General features: G+C 69.1%; 30 protein-coding genes. 15 read left to right on the forward strand and 15 right to left on the reverse strand.

Features of this window, described 5'->3' with window-relative positions:
• From B3E43_RS00005 to B3E43_RS00015, 3 genes are all read right to left on the reverse strand, one after another.
• The coding region (locus B3E43_RS00005; protein ID WP_292025675.1) for a TCP-1/cpn60 chaperonin family protein at nt 1-581 on the reverse strand (581 nt) is incomplete at its 3' end.
• A 120-nt stretch (nt 582-701) separates the two neighbouring features.
• The gene (gene groES / locus B3E43_RS00010; protein ID WP_292025678.1) at nt 702-989 is read right to left on the reverse strand and encodes a co-chaperone GroES; all 288 of its coding nucleotides are present in this window, start codon (nt 987-989) and stop codon (nt 702-704) included.
• 137 nt (nt 990-1,126) lie between these two features.
• The gene (locus B3E43_RS00015) at nt 1,127-2,374 is read right to left on the reverse strand and encodes a tetratricopeptide repeat protein (protein WP_292025680.1); all 1,248 of its coding nucleotides are present in this window, start codon (nt 2,372-2,374) and stop codon (nt 1,127-1,129) included.
• A 365-nt stretch (nt 2,375-2,739) separates the two neighbouring features.
• Between B3E43_RS00015 and B3E43_RS00020 the strand changes: the two genes are divergently transcribed.
• On the forward strand, nt 2,740-3,186 hold the full coding sequence (locus B3E43_RS00020; protein WP_292025682.1) for a hypothetical protein: 447 nt from the start codon (nt 2,740-2,742) through the stop codon (nt 3,184-3,186).
• Between the two features lie 142 nt (nt 3,187-3,328).
• Here B3E43_RS00020 and pgi read toward each other — a convergent pair whose 3' ends face one another.
• Complete coding sequence (gene pgi, locus B3E43_RS00025; protein WP_292025684.1) at nt 3,329-4,954, reverse strand: glucose-6-phosphate isomerase; 1,626 nt, start codon at nt 4,952-4,954, stop codon at nt 3,329-3,331.
• A 102-nt stretch (nt 4,955-5,056) separates the two neighbouring features.
• Between pgi and B3E43_RS00030 the strand changes: the two genes are divergently transcribed.
• Both B3E43_RS00030 and B3E43_RS00035 read left to right on the forward strand, forming a co-directional pair.
• Nucleotides 5,057-5,533, forward strand: coding sequence for a hypothetical protein (locus B3E43_RS00030; RefSeq protein ID WP_292025687.1), 477 nt, complete (start codon nt 5,057-5,059; stop codon nt 5,531-5,533).
• 499 nt (nt 5,534-6,032) lie between these two features.
• Nucleotides 6,033-6,419 (forward strand): hypothetical protein, encoded by a 387-nt coding sequence (locus B3E43_RS00035; protein WP_292025690.1) that lies wholly within the window; start codon nt 6,033-6,035, stop codon nt 6,417-6,419.
• A 226-nt stretch (nt 6,420-6,645) separates the two neighbouring features.
• Here the strand turns inward: B3E43_RS00035 and B3E43_RS00040 are convergent, their stop codons facing one another.
• The 4 genes from B3E43_RS00040 to B3E43_RS00055 form a co-directional block, all read right to left on the reverse strand.
• Entirely contained in the window at nt 6,646-7,311 is a 666-nt protein-coding gene (locus B3E43_RS00040; RefSeq protein ID WP_292025692.1) for a thioredoxin family protein, read from the reverse strand.
• A gap of 11 nt (nt 7,312-7,322) precedes the next feature.
• The gene (locus B3E43_RS00045; protein ID WP_349677545.1) at nt 7,323-9,509 is read right to left on the reverse strand and encodes a protein-disulfide reductase DsbD family protein; all 2,187 of its coding nucleotides are present in this window, start codon (nt 9,507-9,509) and stop codon (nt 7,323-7,325) included.
• A gap of 98 nt (nt 9,510-9,607) precedes the next feature.
• The gene (locus tag B3E43_RS00050) at nt 9,608-10,057 is read right to left on the reverse strand and encodes an OmpA family protein (RefSeq protein WP_292025694.1); all 450 of its coding nucleotides are present in this window, start codon (nt 10,055-10,057) and stop codon (nt 9,608-9,610) included.
• An 80-nt stretch (nt 10,058-10,137) separates the two neighbouring features.
• The gene (locus B3E43_RS00055; RefSeq protein ID WP_292025696.1) at nt 10,138-10,479 is read right to left on the reverse strand and encodes a YMGG-like glycine zipper-containing protein; all 342 of its coding nucleotides are present in this window, start codon (nt 10,477-10,479) and stop codon (nt 10,138-10,140) included.
• Between the two features lie 160 nt (nt 10,480-10,639).
• Here B3E43_RS00055 and B3E43_RS00060 point away from each other — a divergent pair, with 160 nt between their 5' ends.
• From B3E43_RS00060 to B3E43_RS00070, 3 genes are read left to right on the forward strand one after another with little or no spacing between them, the layout of a single operon-like run.
• Nucleotides 10,640-10,984, forward strand: a complete 345-nt coding sequence (locus B3E43_RS00060) for a hypothetical protein (RefSeq protein ID WP_292025698.1) — start codon at nt 10,640-10,642, stop codon at nt 10,982-10,984.
• 55 nt (nt 10,985-11,039) lie between these two features.
• Nucleotides 11,040-12,011, forward strand: coding sequence for a diacylglycerol/lipid kinase family protein (locus tag B3E43_RS00065; protein ID WP_292025700.1), 972 nt, complete (start codon nt 11,040-11,042; stop codon nt 12,009-12,011).
• On the forward strand, nt 12,011-12,862 hold the full coding sequence (locus B3E43_RS00070) for a metallophosphoesterase family protein (RefSeq protein ID WP_292025702.1): 852 nt from the start codon (nt 12,011-12,013) through the stop codon (nt 12,860-12,862). Before B3E43_RS00065 ends, B3E43_RS00070 begins: the two co-directional genes overlap by 1 nt.
• A 40-nt stretch (nt 12,863-12,902) precedes the next feature.
• Here B3E43_RS00070 and B3E43_RS00075 read toward each other — a convergent pair whose 3' ends face one another.
• Nucleotides 12,903-13,298 carry a hypothetical protein gene (locus B3E43_RS00075; protein WP_292025704.1) on the reverse strand — a complete coding sequence of 132 codons (396 nt, stop codon included), beginning with the start codon at nt 13,296-13,298 and terminating at the stop codon, nt 12,903-12,905.
• 14 nt (nt 13,299-13,312) lie between these two features.
• On the reverse strand, nt 13,313-13,693 hold the full coding sequence (locus B3E43_RS00080; RefSeq protein WP_292025706.1) for a glycine zipper domain-containing protein: 381 nt from the start codon (nt 13,691-13,693) through the stop codon (nt 13,313-13,315).
• Nucleotides 13,694-13,829: 136 nt separating this feature from the next.
• Here B3E43_RS00080 and B3E43_RS00085 point away from each other — a divergent pair, with 136 nt between their 5' ends.
• Together B3E43_RS00085 and maiA are read left to right on the forward strand one after the other, a co-directional pair.
• On the forward strand, nt 13,830-14,483 hold the full coding sequence (locus B3E43_RS00085; protein WP_292025708.1) for a fumarylacetoacetate hydrolase family protein: 654 nt from the start codon (nt 13,830-13,832) through the stop codon (nt 14,481-14,483).
• Complete coding sequence (gene maiA / locus B3E43_RS00090; protein WP_292025710.1) at nt 14,480-15,112, forward strand: maleylacetoacetate isomerase; 633 nt, start codon at nt 14,480-14,482, stop codon at nt 15,110-15,112. The genes B3E43_RS00085 and maiA overlap by 4 nt, the downstream gene beginning before the upstream one ends.
• Nucleotides 15,113-15,115: 3 nt before the next feature.
• On the opposite strand, the gene B3E43_RS00095 is transcribed toward maiA, so the two are convergent.
• Both B3E43_RS00095 and B3E43_RS00100 read right to left on the reverse strand, forming a co-directional pair.
• Nucleotides 15,116-16,006: an alpha/beta fold hydrolase gene (locus B3E43_RS00095; protein WP_292025712.1), complete on the reverse strand. Its 891-nt coding sequence runs from the start codon at nt 16,004-16,006 to the stop codon at nt 15,116-15,118.
• Between the two features lie 105 nt (nt 16,007-16,111).
• A complete protein-coding gene (locus B3E43_RS00100; RefSeq protein ID WP_292025715.1) occupies nt 16,112-17,437 on the reverse strand; it encodes a M23 family metallopeptidase in 1,326 nt (441 codons plus the stop codon).
• Nucleotides 17,438-17,861: 424 nt separating this feature from the next.
• On the opposite strand from B3E43_RS00100, the gene B3E43_RS00105 reads away from it, so the two are divergent.
• From B3E43_RS00105 to B3E43_RS00130, 6 genes are all read left to right on the forward strand, one after another.
• Nucleotides 17,862-21,065 carry an intermembrane phospholipid transport protein YdbH family protein gene (locus B3E43_RS00105; protein WP_292025717.1) on the forward strand — a complete coding sequence of 1,068 codons (3,204 nt, stop codon included), beginning with the start codon at nt 17,862-17,864 and terminating at the stop codon, nt 21,063-21,065.
• Nucleotides 21,066-21,147: 82 nt separating this feature from the next.
• Nucleotides 21,148-21,348, forward strand: coding sequence for a YnbE family lipoprotein (locus B3E43_RS00110; protein ID WP_292025719.1), 201 nt, complete (start codon nt 21,148-21,150; stop codon nt 21,346-21,348).
• A 17-nt stretch (nt 21,349-21,365) separates the two neighbouring features.
• Complete coding sequence (locus tag B3E43_RS00115) at nt 21,366-21,734, forward strand: YdbL family protein (RefSeq protein ID WP_292025738.1); 369 nt, start codon at nt 21,366-21,368, stop codon at nt 21,732-21,734.
• A complete protein-coding gene (locus B3E43_RS00120; protein WP_292025721.1) occupies nt 21,719-21,973 on the forward strand; it encodes a hypothetical protein in 255 nt (84 codons plus the stop codon). Before B3E43_RS00115 ends, B3E43_RS00120 begins: the two co-directional genes overlap by 16 nt.
• A 31-nt stretch (nt 21,974-22,004) precedes the next feature.
• Nucleotides 22,005-22,811, forward strand: coding sequence for a tryptophan 2,3-dioxygenase (locus tag B3E43_RS00125; protein ID WP_292025724.1), 807 nt, complete (start codon nt 22,005-22,007; stop codon nt 22,809-22,811).
• A 75-nt stretch (nt 22,812-22,886) separates the two neighbouring features.
• Nucleotides 22,887-23,372: a PA2169 family four-helix-bundle protein gene (locus B3E43_RS00130; protein WP_292025726.1), complete on the forward strand. Its 486-nt coding sequence runs from the start codon at nt 22,887-22,889 to the stop codon at nt 23,370-23,372.
• Nucleotides 23,373-23,444: 72 nt separating this feature from the next.
• Here B3E43_RS00130 and rplS read toward each other — a convergent pair whose 3' ends face one another.
• Both rplS and trmD read right to left on the reverse strand, forming a co-directional pair.
• A complete protein-coding gene (gene rplS, locus B3E43_RS00135; protein WP_292025728.1) occupies nt 23,445-23,873 on the reverse strand; it encodes a 50S ribosomal protein L19 in 429 nt (142 codons plus the stop codon).
• Between the two features lies 1 nt (nt 23,874).
• Nucleotides 23,875-24,627: a tRNA (guanosine(37)-N1)-methyltransferase TrmD gene (trmD, locus tag B3E43_RS00140; RefSeq protein WP_292025730.1), complete on the reverse strand. Its 753-nt coding sequence runs from the start codon at nt 24,625-24,627 to the stop codon at nt 23,875-23,877.
• A gap of 113 nt (nt 24,628-24,740) precedes the next feature.
• Between trmD and B3E43_RS00145 the strand changes: the two genes are divergently transcribed.
• Nucleotides 24,741-25,427 (forward strand): hypothetical protein, encoded by a 687-nt coding sequence (locus B3E43_RS00145; RefSeq protein WP_292025731.1) that lies wholly within the window; start codon nt 24,741-24,743, stop codon nt 25,425-25,427.
• Here the strand turns inward: B3E43_RS00145 and B3E43_RS00150 are convergent.
• The coding region (locus tag B3E43_RS00150) for an NAD(P)/FAD-dependent oxidoreductase (RefSeq protein ID WP_292025733.1) at nt 25,424-26,470 on the reverse strand (1,047 nt) is incomplete at its 5' end. The genes B3E43_RS00145 and B3E43_RS00150 overlap by 4 nt on opposite strands.

Here is a 26,470-nt window from a genome sequence, read left to right on the forward strand (position 1 = left end):
TGCATGCCCTCGACGACGTCGAGTTCGGTCTCGGCGGTCTTGGCTTCCTCAACCGTGATGACGCCTTCGTTGCCGACCTTTTCCATGGCCTTGGCGATCATGTCGCCGACTTCGCTGTCGCCATTGGCCGAGATGGTGCCGACCTGGGCGATTTCGGAGTTGGCGCTGACCTTGCGGCTCGAGGCCTTGATGTCGGCGAGGACGGCGGTGACCGCCTTGTCGATGCCGCGCTTCAGATCCATCGGGTTCATGCCGGCGGCCACGGCCTTGAGGCCTTCCTGGACGATCGACTGGGCCAGGACGGTGGCGGTGGTGGTGCCGTCGCCGGCCTTGTCATTGGTCTTGGAGGCGACTTCCCGGATCATCTGGGCGCCCATGTTCTCGAAGGCGTCTTCCAGCTCGATTTCCTTGGCCACCGAGACGCCGTCCTTGGTCGAGCGCGGGGCGCCGAAGGACTTCTGGATCACGACGTTGCGGCCCTTGGGACCCAGGGTCACCTTGACGGCGTTGGCGAGAACATTGACGCCGCGCAGCATCTTTTCGCGCGCGTCGGTGGAGAACATAACCTGTTTGGCAGCCATCGGGCAGCTCCTTGGAAAAGTGGTTAGTGGTTAGTGGTTAGTGATTGAGGGGATTAGCCGCGGCGCCAGGACCAGAACCGGTCGCGCCAGCCACTAATCACTCATCACTAATCACCCGGTTCAGCTCAGGACGCCGAGAACGTCCGACTCTTTCATGATGATCAGGTCTTCGCCTTCCAGCTTGACCTCGGTGCCCGACCATTTGCCGAACAGGATGCGGTCGCCGGCCTTCAGGTCCATGGCGACGTGCTTGCCGTCTTCATCGCGGGCGCCGGGGCCGACGGCGACGACTTCGCCTTCCTGGGGCTTTTCCTTGGCCGAGTCGGGGATGATGATCCCGCCCTTGGTCTTGGATTCCTCTTCCACGCGCTTTACCAGCACGCGGTCGCCGAGCGGACGAAACGCCATTTGTCTGTCTCCCAAAGTTTGTATCAAGCCTCGGCGCGGCCGATTGGCAGCCAACGGGTCCGAGTGCTAACGCGAGCGGCAAGTAGGGGGGCGCAGGGCCCCCGTCAAGCGCGGCGGGACAGGATTTCCGGTGGTTTTCAGTCCGCCGCGGCCGCCAGGGTCCAGCCGGCCTCGACCTGCCGCGCGAACAGCGGCCGGGCGCCCCTGACCCGGGTGCGCCAGTCCCGGCCGCGCCCGTCCTGCCCCAGCAGTTCGCCCAGCTCCGTCCGGACCCGGTCCCGCGCCTCGTCCGCGCGGCCCTGCCGGATCAGGAAGCCGGCGTATTGCCAGGTGCCGTCCAGGGCGTCGGCATGGGCCGGCGGCAGGCGGGTCGAGGCGATGACGCCGGCCCGCCGGTACAGGGCCTCGGCCTCGTCAGCGCGGCCCAGCCGGTCCAGCACGGCGGCGTAGCCCTCGATCGATTCCAGCAGATCCGGGCTGTCCGGCCCGACCCCGGCCTCATAGGTCGCCAGCCCCACGCGGAACGGATCCTCCGCCTCGGCCCAGCGGCCCTGGTCGGACAGGGCGTAGCCCAGATTGGCCCGCACCACGCCCGTGAACGGATGATCCGGTCCCACGATCTCCAGCGCCAGGTCCAGCGCCCGCCGGAACGCCTGCTCCGCCCCGACACCGTCGCCCGTCACATGCAGGAACCAGCCGTGGTTCACCAGGCACTGGGCCAGCAGCACCTTCTCGCCCGACAGTTCCGCGATCGCCACCGCCCGCGCATACAGGGGCGCCGCCTGATGCCCCCGGCCCGTCCGGCGCAGCGAATTGCCGAGGTTCGAAAGCACGATGGCCAGATGGCGGTCGGTCGGGCCGTACAGCACCTCATACATGCCCAGCACCTGCCGGTAGATCGGATCCGCCTCGGCGTGCCGGCCCTGGGCGGTCAGGGCGTTGGCGACCAGATTCAGACTGTCGGCGGTCTTCTCATGCACCGCGCCCAGATGCGCGCGCCGCAGCGCCAGACTGGCCCGCGCCGCCGCCTCCGCCTCCTCATTGCGGCCGAGGAAGTCAAAGGCCCGCGCGCGATCATAGGTCAGGGTCGCCTGCTCGACGGGGTCGGGCGTCGCCCCCCTCTCGAGCAGGGCCAGCGCCCGTTCGATATCGGCCAGGGCGCCGTTGTAGTCCCCCTGCTCGATCTTCAACCGCGCCCGCACCGCCAGCGGCCGGCCGAGCTGCGACGCGTCCCGCCCCAGCCGGGTCTCGAGCGCCTCGACGGCGGCGGCGATGGCGGCCTCGGCGCCCGGCAGGTCGCCGGCGGCGAACCGCTCATTGGTCAGGGCGATCAGGGCGACCGCCGCCCTCCCGGCGTCCGGCTCGCTGGCCAGGATCGCGGCCACGGGGTCCATCGTCGACGGCGCGGAGACCCGGACGTCAGCAGGCGGCGGCGGCGGAGGAGGCGGTGGTGGAGGTGGCGGCGGCGCGGGCGCGGTCACCGGCGGCGGCTGCTGCGGCGGCCGGTCCTGGGCCGTGGCGCACGAGGTCGTCGCCGCCAGAGCCAGTACGATCACGCCACTCCGCAACAGCCCCGTCACCGACGTCTCCCCTGTTCGATACCCATGTTCGGCTGACGGAACCGCCCTTGGCAAGGCTCTTTGCGGATGAACGCCGGATGAACGGCGACCTTGCGGCCCGTTCAGACGCCCCGCGCTACCTCTGTGGTCAAGCTTGGCAATCCGCCGCGCAACCACGAAGGGGTCCGACCATGAAGACGTTTTCGCAGCCTGCCATCGCCGCGCCGGCCCTGATCGGCGCCATGGCCCTCAGCCTGATGGCCGCCAGCCCGGCCGACGCCCAGAGCCGCCATCGCGACCGTGATCGCGACAACGATCGCACGGAAGATGTCCTGATCGGCGCCGCCATCGGCGCCCTCGCCGGCGCCCTGATCGGTGATGGCGACGGCTCCTATATCGCCGGCGGAGCCCTGGCCGGCGCCGCGCTCGGCGCCAGCTCAAACAACGGCGGCGACTGCGACTACTATCGCGGCGGCCGCTGCTACCGGAACCAGGGCCACTGGGAGCGCGAGCACGGCATCAACAGCCGCGACCGGTACGATCGCTATGACCGCCGGGACGACCGCCGTGATTACCGCCGCGACCGCCGCGACGACCGCCGCTATGACCGCGACTATCGCTATGAGCGTCGGTGGTAGTCAGACGTCCTGGCCGGTCGGGCAGGGTTTGACCTGACGTGGTCGAAAAAGGCGGCCCCCGGTAACGGAGGCCGCCTTTTCAATGCTCTCGTCATCCCCCGGTCTTCGCGGCGCTCGCTGGAGGATGACGAAAGCCGGCAAATCACACCATCAACCGCTTCAACAGCTCCGCTGTCGACGGATCCAGCCCGGCCGACGGTTCCCCCGCCGCGACATCGGCCAGAACGGCCTTCGCCAGGGCCTTGCCCAGTTCGACGCCCCACTGGTCGAAGCTGTTGATGTCCTGAATCACCCCCTCGACGAAGGTCTTGTGCTCATAGAGGGCGATCAGGGCCCCGACCGCCTCGGGCGACAGGGCGTCCATCAGGATGGTGGTCGAGGGCCGGTCGCCCGGGAAGGTCTTGTGCGGGGCCAGCCGGTCCGCTTCGGCCTCATCGGCGCCCGCCGCGATCAGCTCGGCGCGGGCCTCGGCCTCCGTCTTGCCGATCATCAGGGCCTGGGCCTGGGCCAGGGCGTTGGACCACAGGGGCGCATCGCCCTCGCGCGCATCCATGGCGGCGTCGGTGGTATGGCCGACGACGATGAACTCCGCCGGAACGACCATCGGCCCCTGATGGATTTGCTGGAAGAAGGCATGCTGGCCGTTGGTGCCGGGCTCGCCGAAGACGATCGGGCTGGTGGCGGTGTCGACGGGCGAACCGTCGCGCTTCACCCGTTTCCCGTTCGACTCCATCTCGAGCTGCTGCAGGAAGGCCGGCAACCGGCGCAGGCCGTGGGCATAGGGGGCCACCGTCCGGGCCATGCGGCCGCGCCCCTCGACATTGTAGATCTGGGCGAGGGCCAGCAGCACCGGGGCGTTGCGCTCCAGATCGGCGGCGAGGAAATGCGCGTCCATGGCCCGGGCGCCGTTCAGCACGCGTTCGAACACATCCCAGCCCAGGGCCACCGCCACCGACAGGCTGACCGCCGACCACAGGGAATAACGGCCGCCGACCCAGTCGCGGAAGCCGAAGGTCCGGCCGCAGCCCCAGGCTTCCGCCTTGTCCGGCGCCGCCGTCACCCCGATCAGATGGTGCACCATCCGCTTCGGCGACAGGCTCTCGGCCAGCCAGGCCTTGGCCAGTTCGGCATTGGCCAGGGTCTCCTGTGTGGTGAAGGTCTTGGAGACCACCACGACCAGCGTCGTCGCAGGGTCCAGGCCGGACAGGGCCTCGCCCATCTCGCGCGGATCGACATTGGCCACGAACCTCAGGTCGATGACCGGCTCCAGCGGCCGCAGGGCGTCCCACAGAAGGCGCGGTCCCAGGTCCGATCCGCCGATGCCGATATGGACGATGGCCGTGAACGGCAGCTTGGTCCCGCCGGTCTCGGCGCCCGAGCCGATGTCGACGGCGAAGGCGGCCATGGCATTGCGGGATTCAACGACCTCGGCGGAGACGGGCTCGCCCAGGGCGCGGAAGTCGGCGTCGTCCGCGGCCCGCAGCGCCGGATGCAGCACCGCCCGGCCCTCGGTGTTGTTCACCGCCTCGCCGCCGAACAGGGCGTTGCGCCGCCCCTCGACATCGCAGGTGCGGGCGAGATCCAGCGCGGCCTCGAACCCCTCGGCGCTCCAGGCCTGTTTCGACAGGTCCAGATAAAGGCCCGCGGCCTCCACCCCCATGCGGTCAATACGGCCGGGATCGGTCGCGAACTGGTGGACGATGCGGCCGTCGGCGTCCTTGCGGGCGACGCCGCGAAGCATGTCGAGGGCCTGGGTGCGGGCAGTCATCGGGCAAGCTCGAAATTCGGAAAGGTAAACCCTCGTTTACGGGTCGGGCGTAAGCCGGTTCAACGCCGAATCCGCGATTCGGCCAACTATATGAGGTTAGCCATGTCCTGCGGCGTCGCCCTGGCCGTCTCCCTGCTGCTCTCCGACCCCAGTGTGGCCCTCGCCGCGGCCCTGCCGCCGCCGGCCGCTGATGCCCCGGTGTCGGTGGCGGATGAGCCGCTGTTCGCCGAGATCGTGACCCGGTCGAGCGCCATGCGCGGCATCGTCAGCACATGGCTTGCAGCCGGCGCGGCGGACAATGCGGCGTTCGGCGTCAGTCCCGAGTTTGAACTGCTGCAGCGCGGAACCGCCCTCCTGGCCGAACGGGACATGCAGGCCCATCTGGTCCTCAAGGAACGCGGTACGGACGGCGATCTGAAATGCATCCTTCGCGGCATTGCCGAGGACATGCCGCTGAAAGTCGCTGCTGTCGCCGCCGCCACCACCCCCGCCGAACGCCGCGTCGCCCTCGAAGAACTCCACTACCTCCTGAACGACAACGTCGAAGTCATCACCGCCCCGCCCCAGCCGGAGGTGTAACTCGGTTCCTTCTCCCTGTGGGAGAAGGTGGCCCGTAGGGCCGGATGTGGGTCGGCTGTATCCCTCGGCGTAAGCCGCCGCACCGGTCGCGCCACGGCCTTCGCCGAATGCCCTCACCCGACCCACACCCTTTCGCGCCGCCAATCGCTACGCTCTTGGGCGCTCAAGCCCTCTCCCAATGGGAGAGGGATCACGGCCAGCCTGGCTGCATCCCGGCTCCCTTCGTGCCCTTTGTGATCCCTTCGTGTCCTTCGTGATGAACCTCCCGGCCGTCGCCCCCTGACCCCGCTGTCCGAACACGACCGATTCTGACGCAGCCGCGCCCCACCCTGCGTCCATGTACGAGCGACCCGCCCGAAAAGTCCGGTCCGAAGACACCTGGTGGGCGGTCCGCCGGGCCTGGGAGGCGGGCGAGACCGCGGCCGCTCTGGCCCAGCGGTATGATGTCGGCCTGGCCAACCTGTGGCGACGCCGGGCATCGGAGGGCTGGAAACGGCGCGTGACCGCCGATCCGGATCCGGAGCCGCCGGAGGGTTGGGACCGCTACGCCCGGCGCAAACAGGCCGGGTTCGAATACCAGTTGGAGGAGACGCGGCTGCTGGCGGTCAAACTGGCCGAGGCGATGCAGGGCGGGCCGCTGGAGCAGGTTCCGGTCTGGCACCTCGGCTTCGTGCTGGAGTGGCGGGCGGAGAACCTCCCGCCCGGGACAGCGGCGAACGACCGTGCCTGGGCGGTCCGGCACGGCTGGACCGAGGCCTTCTGGAGCGAATCGGGGTGGCTGCACCCCCTGTCCTATCTCGACGAGGTGACCCTGCAGGCCAACCGCGACGCCTGGCGCGAGGACGCCGGCCTCCCGCCGGGGGCGGCGGAGGCGTGGCCCTGCTGAGGCGGCAGATCTGACCCTTCTCCCATTGGGTCGAGGCTGATCGCATGCGATCAGCCGAGGGGTGGCGCGCAGCGCCGGATGTGGGTCGGCTCTATCCCTCGGCGTAAGCCGCCGCTCCCGACAGCGACACGGCTTACGCCGACGGCCGCCACCCGACCCACACCCTTTCGCGCATCCGATCGCTACGCTCCCGGGCGCTCAAGCCCTCTCCCAACGGGAGAGGGAATTAAGTCCCCACCGTCTCCGGATATTTCACCGCGCACCCGTACGGCGTTGCGAACGGCGTCCGGACCGCGCGCCCGGCCTCCAGATCATCCAGCGCCGCGCGGACGAAATTGTTCGCGCCTTCCAGATCCTCGGGCTTGTTGGTCGGCCGGTCGTCGATCCCGCCGACGAAGCGCAGCACACCCTCGCCGTCGATCACCCGCATGTCGGGCGTGGTCTTGGCGTCATACAGCTTGCCGACCTGACCGGTCGGGTCGAGCAGCAGATGGGTCGCCGCGCCGTTGGTGCGCGTGCGCCATTGGCGCGCAGCCTCGCCCTCGACATGGCCCTGCGTCCCCGGCGCCGACGAGATGATGGTCAGCCAGACCACGCCATCGGCGACGGCCTCGCGCTGCAGGGCCTGCATCGCGCCGGTGTAGTGTTTCTTCACATAGGGGCAGCCCTCATTGGTCCACTCCAGGACCACGGTCCGCCCACGGAAATCGGCCAGCGACCGCTGCGTCCCGTCGGCGTCGACGAGGGTGAAGTTCGGGGCGGGTTGGCCGGCGACGGGCGCGCCCGCCGGCGTCGCCGGGGCGGGCGCTTCGGCCTTCTCGGGCGCAGCAGCCTGGGGTTGGCAGGCGGCGACGAACAGGGCGGCGAAGGCGACGGCGGTCAGGCGTTTCATGACGAACTCCTTCAGGATTCGGCGGCCTTGAGGGCGTCGATGACGACCCCTTCGGTAAGAAGCTGGGGCAGGATGCGCGGCTCGGGCGATCCCGGCGAATACAGCAGATACAGGGGTACGCCCGACCGGCCGTGGCGCTGCAACTCGGCGGTGATGGCGTCGTCGCGCCGGGTCCAGTCCCCGACCAGATAGACGGCGTTGCCCTGCGCCATGGCGTTCTTCAGCCCTGCCGAGCTCAGGGACGTCCGCTCGTTGATCTTGCAGGTCACGCACCAGTCGGCGGTGAAATTGACCAGCACCGGACGGCCCTCCGCCAGCGCCGCCTCGACCGCCGTCGCCGACCAGGGCGCGCTCGTCGGGCCCGCGCCCTCAACGGCGGCCGCCGGACCGGCCGCGGGCGCCGGAGCGCGCGCCGCCAGGATCAGGGCCGCCCCGGCCAGCAGCAGGGCCGCGACGCCGGCCGTCAGATGGAACACCCCGCGCCGCCCGAAACCCCGTTCGGCCTGTCCGCAACCGACAAGCCACAGGCCCAGCGCCAGCAGCAGGCCGGCGACGAACAGCAGGCCCAGCGCCTCGGCCCCGGTCTGGCGGCTGAACACCCAGGCCAGCCACAGGGCGGTCGCATACATGGGGAAGGCCAGCAGGTTCTTGAGCCGCTCCATCCACGGTCCGGGTCGCGGCAGTCTGGCCAGCAGGCCGGGTGTCAGGCTGACGGCGACGAAGGGCAGGGCGAGACCGAGGCCAAGACCCAGGAACACCAGCAGCGCCATCGGCCAGGGCATGACCAGCGCCGCGCCCAGCGCGAAGGCCATGAAGGGGGCGGTGCAGGGCGCGGCCACGATCACGGCCAGCGCGCCCGTGAAGAAGGCGCCGAGCCCGCCGGGCAGGCGCGCCAGCGGTCCGGACCCGGCCCCCTGCAGTCCGCCGCCGATGTGGAAGACGCTGGACAGGTTCAGGGCCACGGCCAGCATCAGCAAGGCCAGGCCGGCGGTCACCGGCGGCGACTGCAACTGGAAGCCCCAGCCGACCGCCTCGCCCGCCGCCCGTAACGCCAGCAGCCCGCCGGCCAGCAGCAGGAAGGTGGTCAGCACCCCGGCGAGGAAGGCCAGTCCATCGCGGCGGGCGTGGCGAACGTCATGGGCCGAGGCCGCCAGCGAGGCCGCCTTCATCGCCAGGATCGGGAAGACGCAGGGCATCAGATTGAGGATCAGCCCGCCGAGGATGGCGAACAGCACGGCCCGGGCGAGGGTCGCCAGACCTGTTCCGGAGTCTCCGCCCGACGCTGCGGGCGTCGCATCGGCCGCGATGGCCAACGCGCCGGACCCGGTCGTTCCGGCCGGGGCCACGCCTTGCCCGGCCCGGATTTCCCAGGCGCCGTGCGCCGTGACCAGCACGCCGCCGACCGGGCCCGTCAGGCCCGCCGCCCGTGTCTCGCCGCCCGGCTGCAGCCTCAGCGTCAGCCCCTGTGGGCCCCACTCGCCGGTCTGGGGGGCGGGATGGTCGATGACCCCGCCCTCGAACGGGAAGAAATAGCTGGGACCCGGATCGCGCCCGGCCAGCGGTCCGCCCGCCGCGCCCAGCGTCAGCACGCCGTTTTCCAGCACGATCCGGGCCTCGATGCCGGCCGGCCCTGGCGCATTCTCCAGCACGCGGGTGATCGCGGCGCCGTGGCGCGGGTCGAGCGGCGCGGAGCCCTCGCGGACCGGCAGCTCCAGTCTCAGGGTCAGTTCGTCCGGTACGCACATCTCGGCGCTGCAGACGAGGAACAGCGCCCTGACCGTCAGGGGCAGGGACGTCCCGGGCCGCGCCGAGGCCGGAACCTCGACCGGAACCGGCAGATAGACCACGCCGGAATAGCCGTAGTTCATCAGGCCCGAAATGCGCTGCCGCTCGGGCACCGGCCAGACGATGTCGCCGGCGCGCACGCCCCCGGGCAAGGTCCAGGTCAGGGTCGTGGCGCCCCCGGAATCGCCGGGATTGCGCCAATAGGTGTGCCAGTCCGGCTTGATGGTCTGTTTGACCGCCACCACAGCCGTCGATCCCGGCGCGGCCCAGGCTGACATGGGGACCAGTTCGGCCTCGATCCGCTCGGTGCGCTGCGGTCCGACGGCCGTGGTCTGACCCGCGGTCTGGGCCATGGCCGGCACGGGCCACAGGCACAGGGCCAGCAGGATCAGCACTCGAACGAAAAGGTTCACGCGGCCTCCGGAGACGGTTGCGGCGACCTTAGCCGCCCGGAGCCGTCTCCGTCACCGCCTGCGTCAGCGACGCGGCGTCGCGCCAACGGGGTGTGGGCTCAGCGCGGGACCGCCTCGATCAGCACCTCAGTGCGGCGCCGCATGGGCTCGCGCAAGCCGGCGTCGGTCACGGAGCCCTCGTCGCCGACGGCCTCGACCTCGAAGGCCGGCGCTGGCCAGCCCGCCGCCGTCAGCGCCTCGGCCACCGCCTGGGCCCGGCGCTCGGACAGGCTCAGGTTCGCCGTCGCCCCGCCGCGCGCGTCGGAGAGGCCGATGACCTGCACCTTGCGGATGTCGCAGCCCTGCAGCTGCGCCGCCTCCATCCCGATCGCCTGTCGCGCCGCGTCGGTCAGTCGCGCCTCGCTATCCGCGAAATAAACCTCGAACCGCTTGGTCGTGCACGGCGACGGCTCCGTCACCACGGCGCTCCGGTCCATGAACCGGGTCACCCCGCACCCGGACAGCCCCACCGCAACCGCCAGCCCCGCAAACCCGATCAACCGCTTCATGTCCAACCCCTCACAGCTCATGAAAAGGGCGGCCCGCCTCGCGACGAACCGCCCTGAACGTTCATTCAGTCAGCGTACGCCTAGTAACGACGCTGGCCATTTTCCCAGTAGCACTCGTCCTGACGACCGTCGTAGCAATAGTAGTAGCGGTTCTGGCTGTCGCGGTAGCGCTGCTGATTGGCCCGGTCCTGCTGCGAACCGCGTACTGCGCCCGCTACGCCGCCGACCACAGCGCCGATGGCAGCGCCGCGTCCGGCGTTTCCGTCGCCGACGTTATTGCCGATGATCGCGCCAGCGACCGCGCCGATTCCGGCGCCGATAGCGCCTTGTCTCGTCGCTTGGCTGGGGTTGCCGTATTCGTCTGTCGCGCAGGCGCTGACCAGAAGACCGGCGCCGGCGATCGCGATGATTGCCTTGTTCATGGATATTTCCTTCATCCCTCGGGTTCGCCCCACGGGTGAGAACGCTGGAATAAGCGTTGCGGTTCCCGCGGTATGATAGAGGTTAAGTCTGTATTAGGCTTCAGTCGATGTCGCGCGGAGGGTGTGGCCTCGATTTTCTGGGTTGAGACGGGGGTTTCGTATGCGTTTTTCTGAACCGGTCCGCATGGCGGACGACGGCGAGCACAGTCCGGTATGGGCCCGCACCAAGCGGCGGTCGGGCGGCAATCCGCTGGTCGGGATCATTGTCACCCTGCTGGCGCTGTTCGGCGTTCTGACGGCTGTGCTGGGCATCAAGGAGCAGTCGCTGGCTGAGGGTGGCGCCATGATGGACGGCTGGATCACCAAGGGCGTCTCCACGGTTCGGGGCGAAGCTCCCCGGGTCGCTGACGAAGCCGCCGACGCCGCCGGAGCCGCCGCTGAGAAAGCCGGCGACGTCGCCCAGGCTGGAGCCGCGGCCGCTTCCGACGAGATGAAGAAGCAATAGTCACGCTTTGGCGCTCCCGATCGGAACATCGTTCCGGTCGGGACGTTCGGGCGGCATGACTGATACTGTGACGCCAGTGAGTGATTTCACGACGCCGGCAGAGACACCGACCGTTGAAACCTATGTCCTGACCCCGCACGTCGCGCTGGGGCGGGTCATCATGCTGGTCAATCCCTTGTCCGGCGGAGTCGGACCCAATGCGGCCGACGAAGCGGCAGCCATCATTGCGGACTACGCCTTGGAGGCCACGGTCGTCACGCTGGAGGGCGGGCAGTTTGACGCTCAGGTCCAACAGGCGCTCGATGCCCGACCCGACGTGCTTCTCGTTCTGGCTGGAGACGGCACGGCCGGGACGATCGCCTCGCGCGCCGGCCCGAACGGACCGCTGGTCGCGCCGTTGCCGGGCGGCACCATGAACATGCTGCCCCGGGCGCTGTACGGCACCGCCGACTGGAAGATCGCCCTCAGGCGTGCGCTTGAAGAGGGCGCGCCGCAGCGGGTCGCCGGCGGCGAGGTCACCGACGGACGTTTCCGCCAGGCCTTTTACTGTGCCGCCATCCTCGGGGCGCCGGCCCTCTGGGCGCCGGCCCGCGAGGCCGTGCGGGAGGGCAAGTTCGGACTGGCCTGGGCCTACGGTCGCCGGGCGCTCAAACGCGCTTTCTCCGGCCGCCTGCGCTTCTCTCTCGACGGTCGCGCCGACCGACGCGCCGAGGCGCTTGTTCTGATCAGCCCGATGATCTCCAAGGCGATGGACGAGCATACCGGGCTGGAGGCCGCCGCCATGAACCCTGCAGACGCGCTCCAGGCCTTCCGTCTCGCTGCCCACGCTGTGTTTGACGACTGGCGCCAGGACCCGGCCGTGACCACCAAGGCGATCCAGCACGCGACCATCCGCGCGCGGTCGCGGATTCCGGCCGTGATCGACGGCGAACCCGCCCTTTTGCGCCATGAAGCCAAGGTTCGCTTCATCCGGACGGCCTTCCGCGCCTTGGCGCCCAATCCGCCGGCCGCGGAGGACGGCGTCTAGTGGGGCGCATCCTCCAGTTCTCGGACATCCATTTCGGCTGTGAGCACACGCACGCCTGCGCCGCCGCGCTCGAATATGCCCACGCCACGGCGCACGACTTGGTGCTGATCACGGGCGACATCACCCAGCAGGGTCTGTCTCACGAGTTCGAGGCGGCCGGTCGCTGGATCGCCAGCATGCCGGACCCCCGGTTCGTCATCGTCGGCAACCATGATGTCCCCTACTGGAGCCTGCTCGCGCGGGTGTTCAGTCCGTGGAAGGCGTTTGAGCGCGCGACCGGCCATCCCGCCCACGATCATCAGTTCCTCAGCCCGAATCTGATGGTGCGGGGCGTCGTCACCGCGCGCGGCTGGCAGGCCCGGGCCAACTGGTCCAAGGGCGTCATCGACCTGGATCAGACCCGCAAGGCGGCCGAGGCTCTGCGTCAGGCGCCCGTCGGGGCGTTGCGGGTTCTGGCCTGTCACCATCCGTTGGTCGAGATGATCGGCGCGCCGATGACCGGCGAGGTGAAGCGCGGCGAAGCGGCCGCCCTCATCTTCGCCGAGGCCGGGGTCGATCTGATCACCACGGGCCACGTCCATGTCCCGTTCGCCCTGCCGATAAGCCTCGGCGACCACTGTTCCTATGCCGTGGGTTGCGGAACCTTGTCGCACCGCGAACGCGGCTCGCCGCCCAGTTTCAATCAGATCGACTGGGACGCGCACCACATCACGGTCACCGCGATGGCGTGGACGGGCGACCGCTTCGAGCCGGACCAGACATGGAAACTGCCACGCCGTCAGGACACGCGCCGCACGGCCACCGCGCCGGATCCCAATCAGGCGGGACAAATGGAAAAGGCCGCGGTCTGATCGACCACGGCCTCCTGGTTTCCATGCCTTCGATCGCGCGTCAGCGTCGCCGCCGGCTGGCGTGGGACTTTTCGGTGAACGCCGCCGCCACCATGGTGGCCAGCGCCGGGTTTCGCAGGAATATCCAGCCGCCGGCCAGCGCTGCGACGGTGCCAAGGATAGGTCTCTGGCGGAACAACATATAGGCGCGCCGACCCAGGCCGGACACGTCTTCCTCGTCTTCCTCGTCTTCCGCTTCACTGCGGGCGACGAAGGTCAGAGCGACTGCGAGGGCCACCACGGCGAAGAGCAGGAAGGTTATCGCCGCGGCGGCGAGCGGGGGGACGACGAGCATCAGGCCGTAGAAGACGGCCGCGCCCAGCGCCAGAACGGCCACCAGAGCGGCACCCGCCGCGACCGAAGCCGCGACGGCCTTCTTGACCAGACCTCTGGCCATGCCTCCGCCGAACATCAGCGCCGACGACCGGCGAGCAGAAGTCCCAGCACGACGCCGACGCCGAGCGCGATGGCGGTCGACTGCATCGGACGCTCCTGCACCCGTTCGACCAGATAGCGTTGCGCCTCGTCGAAACGTTCGCTGGCCTCGTCGTAATATTCCTGACCCCGCACGCGGGCGGTGTCGTAATAGCCGCGGGCCCGCTCGCGCAGGACGTCGGCTTCCTCCCGGAGGCGGGTCTCGGCTTCCGCTGCCTTGGCGCGCAGGCGGGCCTCCGCCGCCGTCGCCTTTTCACGCAGCCGTGCCTTCTCTTCGGCACCCAGCACCTTGAGGTCGTCCTTCAGTGTATTGATGTCGTTCTTCACGGCTGTCCGTGCTGCCTTGGTCGTGGCCATTGTGCGCGCTCCGCGTTGCAAGCTTGACGGTTAGATAGAGAACCCTGAGCCGGAACGCCACTGTCCGGTGACGGTTCCCGCATTGCAGCATCAGCCGGTGGTGGCGAAGTGGCGCATCCGGGCATAGACAGGGCGAATGACTGACTGGCTGTTCACACCCGCGCCGACCGCCTCCCTGCCCATTGACGGCAGGACCGAGCGCTTTCCTGTTCGTCGCATCCTGTGCGTCGGCCAGAACTACGCCGCCCACGCGCGTGAGATGGGTCAGGCCCGCGCCGAGCCGTTCTTCTTCACCAAGCCGGCCGATGCGGTCGTCGTCGACGGCGCCGATCCGGTCTTCCCGACGGCGACCGCCAACCTGCATCACGAGGTTGAGCTGGTCTGCGCCATCGGGGCGGACGGCGAGATCGCCGGCTGGGCGGTCGGCTGCGACCTCACCCGCCGCGATCTGCAGGCGGCCGCCAAGGAAAAGGGCCGGCCCTGGGATGCGGCCAAGGGGTTCGACCAGTCCGCGCCCTGCGGCACCCTGACCCTTGGCGCCCTGCCCGATCCCGCTGCGCCGATCGCCCTGTCGGTCAACGGCGAGGCCCGCCAATCCGGCCGGCTCGACGACATGGTCTGGAATCCGGCGGAAATTCTCGGGAAGGCGCGGGAGCTTTGGGACGTACAACCCGGCGACCTGATCTTCACCGGCACGCCCGAGGGCGTCGGTCCGCTCCAGCCCGGCGATCGCGTCGAAGCGACCGTCGGCGGGCTGCAACCCCTCACCTTCACGGTGCTTCCGCGATGATCCTGCACGGCTATTGGCGCTCGGGCGCCGCCTACCGGACCCGTATCGCGCTCGCCCTGAAGGGGCTGGCCTATGATCAGCAGGGCATCGACCTGCGGACCGGCGCGCAACGATCCGGGGCCTTCGTCGCTCTCAATCCGCAAGGCATGGTGCCGGCGCTGGAGGTGGAAGGCGCTGTATTGACCCAGAGTCCCGCCATCCTCGAATGGCTGGAGGAGACCCATCCCGTGCCGGCGTTGCTGCCGGCGGACGCCTTTGACCGCGCCCAAGTCCGCGCCATGGCGGCCCTCATCGGCTGCGACATTCATCCGTTGAACAATCTGCGCGTCGGCAAGGCCCTGCGCGAGACCTTCGGCGCCGATCAGGCCGCCGTCGATTCCTGGGCCGCCCGCTGGATCCTGCCCGGCTTCGAGGCCCTGGAAGCGCTGGTCGCTCGCCACGGAGCCGGCTGGTGTTTCGGCGCCGCTCCGACCCTGGCCGACTGCTATCTGATCCCGCAGATCTATTCGGCGCGTCGGTTCAATGTGCCGCTCGAGGCTTTTCCGCGCCTCTTGGCCATCGATGCCGTGGCTGCCGCTCATCCCGCCTTCATCGCCGCCCATCCGGACGCGCAGCCCGACGCGGACTGAGGCTCAGCCGAGGAACCGGTCCACTGCGGCCATGAACCGCGTCGGCTGGTCGATCATGACCATGTGCTCGGCGCCCTCGATCGGTACAAAGGCGGCCGGGGCGCGCAGCCGCGCGTAGGCGCCGCGGAACAGGCTGTCGGTGCGGCTTCGAGGCGAGTTCCCGTCCGCGCTCCAGCCGTAGACCACGGTCACCGGAGCCGTGATGTCGGGCAGGCGACGGCGCAGGTCGACCGTCATCACCTCATACAGGGACTGGGCCAGAACCCTGCGGTCTCCGCCCTGCCAGCCCAGTGTTCCGAAGACGGCGTCTGTCGCCCCGCCCAGTTCCAGCCCCATCTCCCGGCCGCGCGAGCGCAGCGCTTCGTCACCCAGGAAATGGATCGCCTGATAGGCCAGTTGGGCGATCGGCTCGACGTCGCCGACCGTGGCCTGCGGGCTGATCAGGGCGGGAAAGAAGGGTGAGGAGTCCACGACCATGACCCGACCGATGCGAGCCCCCGCGTCGGCCGCGACACGTAGCCCGACCTGGCCGCCCATGGAGTGGCCGATCAGGGCCGGCCGCTCGAGGCCCTGTTCCGCGATGTAGCGCCGCACTTCGGCCGCGACCGCCGCCATGACCGCCCCGCTGGCGTTGGCTCCCGCAGGCAGATCCCCGAAGCCGCGAACCGAGATCAGGTGGAGCCGTCGTTTGCCGGCCAGCCGGTCCGCCACGCCGCGCCACACCTCGGCGGTCGAAGCCAGTCCGGGGATCAGCAGTACATCGGCACCTCGCCCGCGCGTCGACACCGCGATCCGCCGCGAGCTGAAGGCGGTCTGCGCCCGGCCGCGTGAGGCGGAGCCCGCCGTCAAGGCGGAGGCCGCCAGCCCCGTCAGTATCTGTCGTCTGTGTTGCATGCCGCCTTCATGTCGCGCCTGTCGTCGCGGCAGCGTGCTTGCCGATTGCGGCACGACGATGAAGGGACCGGATCCGCGCGCTCGAGACGCAGTCGGATATGAACCCTAGCCCTGGGCGGGTCGAAGGCCTTCGACCGCGGCCCGCTGGACCACCGGGCGGCGTTCGCCGCCGGCAGCCCGGATGCGGTCGATACGGGCCTTCTCGGCGCGGAACGCCGTCAGATCGGCGCCGGCCAGAACCGTGCCTTCAGTGGTGCGCACGCCGGCCGGATTGATCCGCTGGCCGCCCCGCCAGATTTCATAGTGCAGGTGCGGACCGGTCGAAGCGCCGGTCGAACCGACATAGGCGACGATCTGGCCCTGACGCACGCGCTGTCCGGCGCGCATGCCGGAGGCGTAGCGCGAAAGGTGGCCGTAGCCGGTCTCCAGCCCGTTCGAGTGGCGGATGCGAAGCCAGTTGCCGTAACCGCCCCAGCGGCGCGCCTCGACGACGACGCCGTCCGCGGGGGCCACAACCGGCGTGCCGCTGGCGGCCGCGAAGTCGATGCCCTGGTGCATCTTGCGATAGCCCGCGATCGGGTGGCGGCGGAAGCCGAACGAGGAAGAGACGCGGAAGCCCCGTTCCAGCGGCGTGCGCATGAAGGCCGAACGCGTGTTCTTGCCGGTTGCGTCGAAATACTGGGCCTCGCGTGCGCCTTCGGGCTGGAAGCGATAGAAGGCCACCCCCTTCAGTTCGGCATACAGCAGGCCGTCGGTTCCGATGGTGCGACCGTTCTCCGTGACGGTGCGGCCGAAGACGTAGGTGAACTCGTCATTGGCGCGGATGTCGCGGTCCATGTCGAACCGGTGCGAGAACAGGCGGCCGGCGGCGCGCGCGACATCGGCGGGGGCGCCTTCGCGACGGGCAGTCCGTATCAGCGAGCCCTCGACCTTGCCCGTCAGGACCACGGTCTCGTGAGTGACCTTCTCTTCCAGCGCCCGAAGACGCAGAGCGCCGTCGAAGCTGCGCGACACGGTCAGCTGGGTGGCCGGGCCCGTTCGCATGGTCAGGCCGATCAGGCGGGCCTCGCCCCGGCCGCCGCGCGGCTGGGAAATGGCGGTCTCGAAACGCTGGCCGACGCGCATGGCGTTAACGTCCACGGCGTTCGACAGGGTGGCAGCGACGGCCGAGGCTTCTTCCGGCGCGATGCCGGTGCGGCGCACGGCCTGTTCGAAGGTTTCCCCGCGCCGGATCTGGACGGGGATGGCTTCCGGCGTGGTCAAACCGGCGGGCATGCCGGCCGCGGCGAAGGCCTGATCAGCCAGGACAGCGATCTGATTCTGGGTGAGAGGCGGAGCCTCTTCCGCTTTCGCGGGTTGGTACACACGACCTGCAAGCAGCGCCACCGAGATCGCGGCCACCGCCGTCAGGGCGTGGGGCGCGATGCGCATCGGTTGGCGACGTGGATCGAACTGAGCCATCGGTCCCCGGGAAACAACGACGCCGGACGGCGCCAAAGCCACTGGTAGCAAGGATCGCGCCGAAGCAGCCCCCCGCGCGAGACAGGCCGTATAGCCCGTCCGTCCCATCATGGGAAGATGGTTCGTTACAGCGCGTTAACCGGAGCCGTAGTCGTCGGTAAAGCTTGCGTGAACCATGAGACTATCGTGGAGAAACCACTGTGTATTCGCCGCGTTTGGACGATGAATTGACTCATCCCTGCGGCAAACTGTCCCGAACTGACCCAAGCGACATTCAAAGTGGCCTATACGCCACTCGGCCGTGTTGTGACGGACACGCTCATATTGCTGACCCGGAGAAATCCTTTGCTCACTGGCCTTTCCACCCGAGCGTCCGTCCCGATATGACCGATCGATGACCGCTGCCATCGATCCCGCTCCGCCTCCCGTGCGGCCCGTGCGCACACGCGGTCCCCGTGTCCGGCTGATTGCAGGCGTCGTCGTCGGCGTCCTGCTGGTTCTGACGGCTCTGCTCTACCTCAACCGGCGCGCGGCGACACGGCAGGTGCTGATCGGCTGGCTGGAACAGCAGGGCATTGAAGCCGATATGACGGTCGAGCGGCTTGAGCTCGACGGCCTGGTGGCCAGTGTCCGTATCGGCGATGCTGCCAATCCCGATGTGGTCGTCGAACGCGTCGAGGTCGACTACGCCCTCGGCGCGCCCTGGTCTGCGGGAGGGCTGGGCCTGACGCCCACGCGCATCCGTCTGGTTCGTCCCGTAGTGCGTGCCAGCGTCCGCAACGGCAAACTCACCCTTGGCTCACTGGACCCGCTGGTGGAGCGCTTCACCGGTCGGCCGCCACGGCCCGACAGTCGTGGTCCGCTGGTTGTGGTCGAGCGCGCGCAGGTCCGGCTCGACACCGACTACGGCCCTGCCAACATCTTCGGTGACGCCCGGATCGACGACGGCAAGCTGATGCGTCTGACCGCCCGAATGCCGGCATCGGCCTTCAAGAGCGGCGACGCCGAGGCGAGGGGTCTCGAGGCCGCGGTCGATCTGACCACAACGGGGGATCGCGTCGCCCTGCGGTTCTCCACAGTTACCGAACACGCGAGCCTGCCCGGCTTCAGCGGAGAGGAGGCCCGACTGACCCTGGCTGGCGACCTGCCCTATCCCGACCTCAAGAGCCGGCGCGGCGATGGACAGGCGAGGATAGACCTGCGTGGAGCGGCGGTCCGTATCGTATCCGGCGACGCCTCGGCTCGCGACGCCGACCTGCATCTGACCTTCAACGGCCAGACGACTGGCTGGATCGAGACCTTCCGTATCGACGGGACCAGCACGGCCGATCTTCGCGTCGCCCGGATTGAAAGCCCCGAAACCTCGGCGACGACGGCGCGCCTGCGATTGACCGACGCACGGACCGTGATGGCGCGTGACCCGCGCGGCCTGAACTGGGCGGTGGACGGCGGCGCGGTGCTGACCGCCGCGCGGACGTCGGGGACCGGGCTGGACGGCGCCGGTATCACCCTGTCTTCCAGCCGGCTGGCAATGGGCGGACGCGGCGCGGCGATTGAAGCGGCAGGACCCGTCACCCTCTCGGCGGAGCGGCTGGGCTGGAACGACCTGACCCTGTCCGGCGTGCAGGGCGCGACCGATTTCGACCTGGTCTCGGACGGCGGCTTGCGGCTCACAGCCACGGGCGCCTTTCGATCCGCTCGCGGCGCCTGGCCCCTGTTCGGCGCGCCGGTCGACGACGATGTGCCGGAACTGGCGGGGATGAAGCGCGCCCTGTCGGCCTTTGCCGTCGACGTACCCGGCTTCGATCTGAGCACCGGCCATTCGGGAACCCGTCTCTCCCTGACCCGCCCCGCGACCTTGCGTCCGGCCAACGGCGGCCTTCTCACGCTGAGGCCTGCGGCGACCCCGATCTTCTCGGCAGCACGCGGCCAGGCCGGCGGGGGCGCCCTGTCGCTGACGACGACCCGCGGACAGGGCCTGCCCGAGGCCGCCTTTGCCATCCCGGCCTGGCGGCTGACGTCTTCGGGGTTCACCGCCACACTGGATGGCCGCGCCGCCCTGGATTTCGGTCTGGCCCGCGGGATCACGATCCAGACCCGGGGCGAGTTGAGCTCCTCCGGCAGCCGCCTCGCCTATGTCGCCGCCCGCTGCATTCCCCTGACCCTGGAACGGCTCGAACTCGATGAGAGCGATGTCGTCGACTTGGCCGGCGACATCTGTCCCGTCGACCGTCCGCTGGTCAGCGTCGCCGACGGTCACTGGCGAGCCGAGGGCGCCTTGCGCGGCCTCGACGCTTCGGCCCCCTTCCTTGCGCTGAACTTCCGTGAGGCGGAGGGCGGCTTCACCGCCACCGGCGGTCCTGGCGGCCTAGGTCTTGAGGCTCGCATCGCTCGGGCCACGGTCGTTGACGCCACTACGCCCCTTCGCTTCAGCCCGCTGACCGCAACTGGCTCCGCGCGCCTCGCCGACGAAGACTGGTCCGGAGCCTTCGATCTGGCGCATGGCCATACTGTGCTGGGTCGCCTCGCTCTGACCCACGACGGGTCAGGCGGCTCGGGCGGACTGACCATCGACGCCCCTTCCATCGTTTTCGTCGAAGGCGGCCTCCAGCCTTCCGATCTCAGCCCTCTGGCCGAATTCATCGGACCGCCTGCATCGGGCTCGGTCGCCTTCAACGGTTCCATCGGCTGGCTGGCCGGAGCAGAAGGGACAAGCTCGGGCACGCTGACCATCCCGGGCCTCGACTTCACCAGTCCCGCCGGTCCGGTGAAGGGCCTGAGCGGAACCATCGACTTCATCAATCTGGCGCCATTGACCGCCGCCCCGGGTCAACGGCTCTCCGCCGACCTCCTGGAGTCGGTCGTCCCCCTGACCGACATCGAGCTGACCTTCGGTCTCGACAAGGCTGCGGTGACTGTCGAGGGCGGCGATCTGGCCGTTGCCGGCGGCTATGTCCGGGTCGAGCCCTTCGCCGTACCTCTGGACCCGAACCAGCCGATCACCGGCGTCATCGTGCTTGAGAACGTCCAGTTGGGTCAGGTGATCGCCGGTTCCGGCTTCGGCGACAAGGTCAACCTCGACGCCGTGGTCTCGGGTCGTTTGCCCTTCACCTCCGACCGGGTGAACGGCATTCGCATCGCCGGTGGCTCGCTGGCGGCGGTCCAGCCCGGCCGACTGTCTATCGCCCGCGAGGCGCTAAGCGGCCTCGAGGCCGGCGGCGGCGGAGAGGGCGTCCCCCCGAACACCGTGCAGGATCTGGCCTACCAGGCGATGGAGAACCTTTCGTTCGATATTCTCTCCGCCGAGGTCAACAGTCTCGACGAGGGCCGCATCGGGGTGCTGTTCCGCATCCGCGGTCGTCACGATCCTCCGCTACGCCAGGAGTTGCGCATACCCCTCGCCGAATTCATCAGCCGGGAATTCCTCAACCGGACCCTGCCCCTTCCGTCCGGGACCGGGATCGACCTGACTCTCGACACCACTCTCAACCTCAACCAGTTGATCGGTGATCTGCTGGAGCTCAACCGCGCCCGCGACGGACGACCGTCGGCTGAAGCGGCCGCTCCGCCGGAGAGCCTACCGCCTGACACGCCGTGATCAGGCCTTTTTCGCCGTTCAGAACCCGTTCACGCTCAATCGCGTTAGATCGCCGTCGATTGAAGACCGGAGACCACCGCTCATGACTCGGCCCCAGACCCGGACGCGCACCCGCCTCGCCCTGCTCGGCCTCATCGCCGCAGTCGGCCTCGGCGGCTGTACGCCCACCGTCCGGCTGCAGGTCGATCCGATCCAGATCTACGCGAAACTCGATGCCGATGTTCGCGTGCGCCTCGACCGGGAGCTTCAGGACCTCCTCGTCGAAAATCCCAACCTGTTCTGATGCGAAAGTTGACCCAGATGTCTTTCCGCAAGTTCTTCGTCGTCGCCGCGGCCGTCGCGGCTCTCGGCGTCGCCGCGGGCGCGGCCTTCGCCCAGACCTCCGCCCAGAAGTCGATGATCGACGCCGCCAAGGTGCAAGGCACGGTCGGCGAACAGGCTGACGGCTATCTCGGCTTCCGCGTCCCGGCATCCGACGCCGCCCTGACCGAGGCGGTCCAGGCGACCAATGCAGCCCGCCGCGAAGCCTATGCGCGCAGCGCGCAGGCGGCCGGCGACGGGGCGACGACCGAGGCCGCCGCGGCCCGGATGTTCCAGACGCAGCTCTTGCCGCGGATCAGCACCGGCCAGTGGTACCGCAACGCCCAGGGCCAGTGGGTCCAGCGCTGACCGCGCGCCGCCTGCTGCTGAAACTCCTTGCCGTCACCGGCGTCGCTGTTGTGTCGACGGCCGCTGTCAGTCTTGCCTGGGCCGCCATCGGTGGCGGTCCGCTGGGCGTTCACGGGCTGATCGCCCTGTCGCTCGGCGTGTTCGGCACGGTCGGACTAACCTGGGGCCTGATGGCTCTGGCCTTCAAGTCCAGCCGCGAAGGCTGGGACGACCGGCCCGACGATCCCGACAAGCCTTGAGCCGCCGCGCGTGCCGCGCGATAGGTCGGGAATGACCGACGCCGCCAATCCCTCCGAGATCACCTACGCCGGCTATCTGGCGCTCGACGACCTGCTCGCCGCCCAGCATCCGCTGTCGGATGAGCATGACGAGATGCTGTTCGTCATCATCCATCAGACCAAGGAGCTGTGGCTCAAGCAGATACTGCATGAAGTGACGCTGGCCCAGGCCCTGGTGCGCGGCGGCGACCTCGTTCCGGCCTACAAATGCCTGGCCCGCGTCAGCCGCATCCAGGCGGTGATGACCATGAGCTGGGACATCCTGGCCACGATGACCCCGGCCGATTATCTGCGCTTTCGCGGTGTTCTGGGGTCCTCGTCAGGTTTCCAGAGCGACCAGTTCCGGCGCTTCGAGTATATGCTGGGGCTGAAGGACGAGCGCTTCCTGCGCTTCCACGTCGAACGCCCCGCGGCCCACGCCGCGCTTCAGGCCGCCCTCATCGCTCCCAGCCTCTATGACGACACGCTCTCGCAGTTGGCTGTCGCAGGCCTGCCGATCCCCGTCGCGGTGCTGAACCGTGAGGTCAGCAAGCCCTATGAGCCGTCCGAAGAGGTCGAGGCTGCGTGGCTCGAGGTCTATCGGGACACCGCCCGCTGGTGGCCCTTCTACCAGCTGGCCGAGAAGCTCGTGGACCTCGATGACGCCCTGCTGACCTGGCGGCACAAACACGTTGTAACAGTCGAACGCATCATCGGGCGGCGTCGCGGCACGGGCGGCACCGAGGGAGTGGCCTATCTGACCGAGACCCTGCAGCGCCGCTGTTTCCCCGAGCTCTGGTCGCTGCGCACGAAATTGTAGAACGGCGAAGCTGAAACCTTTTCAGGCTCTACAACGCTTTCAGGTCTCCTCCCGGAAACTGTGAAAGGCCTGACCATGACCACTCCCAACGACCACGACATCCGCGTTCTCAACAGCCTGATCGAGACCACGATCGACAGTGCTGACGGCTATCGCGAAGCCGCCAAGGAAACCGACAAGCCCAACTACCGGTCGCTGTTCGAGGCCCGCAGCTTCGAACGCCAGCAGGTGGCCGCCGATCTGCAGGGCACGGTCCGCAATCTGGGTGGTGAGCCTGAGGACGACGGGTCGATCCTCGCCAAGGCGCATCGGGCCTTTCTGGACGTCAAACATGCCCTGTTGCGCGACGAGCAGGCGGTCGTGAACTCGGTCGAGAACGGCGAGGACTTCATCAAGGGCAAGTTCGAGAAGGCGCTTGAGGACTCGGACGTCTCCGCCACGACCCGCGAGACCATCCGCCGGGCCTGGACGACGGTGAAGGACGGTCACGACCAGATGCGCGATCTCAAGCACAGCCTGGACGGTCAGAAAGACGCGGACGGGCGGCTCTACCCGAACTAGGGTCCCGGCCCTGACAGAAAAGGCCCCGGCGGTTGCGCCGGGGCCTTTGTAATTTCGGCGAAACGAAGCGGCTTATGCTTCGGTTTCGTCGGCCTTCTGGGCCGTGCCGGTTTCCGGGACCACGACGCCCTTGACCGGACGCACGGTCTGCTTCTCGGCGATCCGGGCCGACTTGCCGCGACGGTCGCGCAGGTAATAGAGCTTGGCGCGCCGGACGACGCCGCGGCGCTTGACCTCGATGGCGTCGATGTTCGGCGACATCAGCGGGAAGACGCGCTCGACGCCCTCGCCGAAGCTGATCTTTCGCACGGTGAAATTCTCGTTGATCCCGCCGCCGGCGCGGGCGATGCAGACGCCCTCGAAGGCCTGGATGCGTTCGCGCTCGCCTTCCTTGATCTTGACCATGACGCGCAGCGTGTCGCCGGGCTGGAAGTCGGGGATGGCGCGTTGGGCGACCAGGCGGGCTTTTTCTTCGGCTTCGATCGTCTGAAGGATGTTCATTCTATTCTCCTCGAGCTTTTGCGCTCTTTACCTGTGATTTGGCGGGCTCAAGTCCCGCATTTGTCTTTCCCTGATACGCCGCCCAGAGGTCTGGCCGTCGTTCCCGGGTCGTCTCTCGCCGCTGCTCTTCGCGCCATGCGGCGACCTTTTTATGGTCGCCCGACAGAAGCACCTCGGGTATCTCCAGCCCCTCGAACGTCCGCGGTCGCGTGTACTGCGGATGCTCCAGAAGGCCGTCCTCAAAGCTCTCCGAACTCAGGCTTTCGGCCTGGCCCAGCACTCCGGGGATCAGTCGTACGCACGCCTCGATCACCACCATAGCCGCCGCCTCGCCGCCGGCGAGCACCGCGTCCCCGACGGAGACCTCCTCGAACCCGCGCGCGTCGAGCACGCGCTGGTCCACCCCCTCGAACCGGCCGCACAGCACCGTAATGCCGTCGGCCTTGGCCCATTCCTTGACGCGCGCCTGGGTCAGGGGCCGACCCCGGGCGCTCATGTACAAAAGCGGCCGGGGCGGGCCGGAAACGCTGTCGAGCGCCCTGGCCACCACGTCCGCTTTCAGCACGGCTCCCGGCCCGCCACCCGCGGGGGTGTCGTCCAGGAAGCCGCGCGTATCTGTGGAAAAGGCCCGAATGTCAACCGTATCAAGGCTCCAGAGCCCGCGCTCACGCCACGCCGTGCCAATCAGCGAGACGCCGAGCGGCCCCGGAAACGCCTCGGGGAACATGGTCAGGACGGTGGCGGTGAAGGGCATGGCGGCGGCTCATACAGGAAAGCCGGGCGGGCGGCGAGGCGGCGCCGTCCGACCCGCGCCTTGACCCGGCCCCCGCCGCCGTTCCAACTCGCCCGGCGACGTCGCGAGGGTCCATGCGTATTCTGCTTCTGCTGTTCCTGCTCGGCGCCTTCCGCGCCTGCGCCAGCGCCGGGCCTGCCGCCGATCCGGTCCTTCCCGCCCTGGATCCGGGCGCCCCGGTCGTCGAGGCGCAGATGCCGTTGCGGCTTCTGCGGGACGAGGGCCAGAACCCCCGGATGGGCGCGCCGGAGCTTGTGGCCGGCAGCTATGCCGAAGACTCCCCTTTCAGCATCAGCTTCGACTTCCACAGCGAGGGGCTCACGCTAGGGCCGCCCAAGGGGGTGGGGATGACCGTCCGCTTCGGCGACTACTGCCGGGACCGGCCCGGCTGGCTCCAGGCCGTGCTGATCGGGCCCTCGGGCCAGAGCTGGCGCGGCCACCGCGTCCCGGTCCCGGCGGGCCCCGACCGGCATCAGGACTGGAGCTCCGGCTATGTCGATGCGCCCGACCTGCTGGCGGCCATGGCCCCGGGCGGCCGGTTCACCCTGGCGCTGCAGGACGACGAGGGGCGGCTCTGGAATGAGGTGAAGATCGATGTCCTCGCCCCGGAGCGCCGCGCGCAGCTCTATGCCGAAAACCTCGCCGCCTTCCGGAACGCCGAGGCGGCGACGACCCCGGAGGCCTCGGAGATGCTCGTGGCCGTCCAGCTGGAGCGGCCCCCGCTGCCGTCGCCGCCGCGGCCCTGCCCCGCGGCGTCCTAGCAGGCCTGCCCGGCCGCCCAGCCCGACGACCAGGCCCACTGGAAATTGTAGCCGCCGAGCCAGCCGGTGATGTCGGCGGCCTCGCCGATGACATAGAGGCCGGGGACGGACGTGGCCTCCATGGTCTGCTGGTCCAGCTGGTCGGTGGCGATGCCGCCCAGGGTGACCTCGGCGGTGCGGTAGCCTTCGGAGCCGACGGGCTTGACGGTCCAGGCGTTCACGGCGGCGTCGAGGCGGCGCAGGGTCTTGTCGCCGACCTCGGCCAGCTTGCCCTTGACGCCTTCGCGGTCGCAGACGCTTTCGGCGAGGCGGCGGGGGATCAGATGGCCCAGCGCCGTGTGGACCATCTGTTTGCCGTTCTCCTCCTTGGCGGCCTTGAGGCGGGCGTAGAGGTCCTCGCCGGGGGCCATGGCGACGGTGATGGGCTCGCCCTCGCGCCAGTAGCTCGAAATCTGGAGGATGGCGGGGCCCGACAGGCCGCGGTGGGTGAACAGCATGGCCTCGGCGAAGCGGGTGCCGCCGCCCTTGACCACGGCGTCGACCGCGACCCCGGCGAGGGGTTTCAGCGTCTCCAGCAGGCCGGCCTCGAAGGTCAGGGGGACCAGGGCCGGGCGGGTGTCGGTGACGCGCAGGCCGAACTGGCGGGCGACGTCATAGGCCCAGCCGGTGGCCCCCATCTTCGGGATCGACTTGCCGCCGGTGGCCAGGACCAGCGACCGGCTGCGGACCACAGTCCCGTCCGACAGGGCGGCCTCAAAGCCGTCGGCCACGCGCTCGACCCGATCGACCGAGACGCCGAGCGACAGCACCACGCCCGCCGCCCGCATGTCGTCGGTGAGCATGCGGATGATCTGTTTGGCGCTGTCGTCGCAGAACAGCTGGCCGAGGGTCTTTTCGTGCCAGGCGATGCCGGCGCGGTCGACGCGTTTGACGAAGTCGTGCTGGCTGAACCGCTTCAGGGCCGAGGTGGCGAACCGCGGGTTCTCGCCGAGGAAATTCGCGGGGCTGGTCCCGGTGTTGGTGAAATTGCAGCGCCCGCCGCC

This window comes from Brevundimonas sp. UBA2416 (assembly GCF_002343105.1).
GTDB lineage: Bacteria > Pseudomonadota > Alphaproteobacteria > Caulobacterales > Caulobacteraceae > Brevundimonas.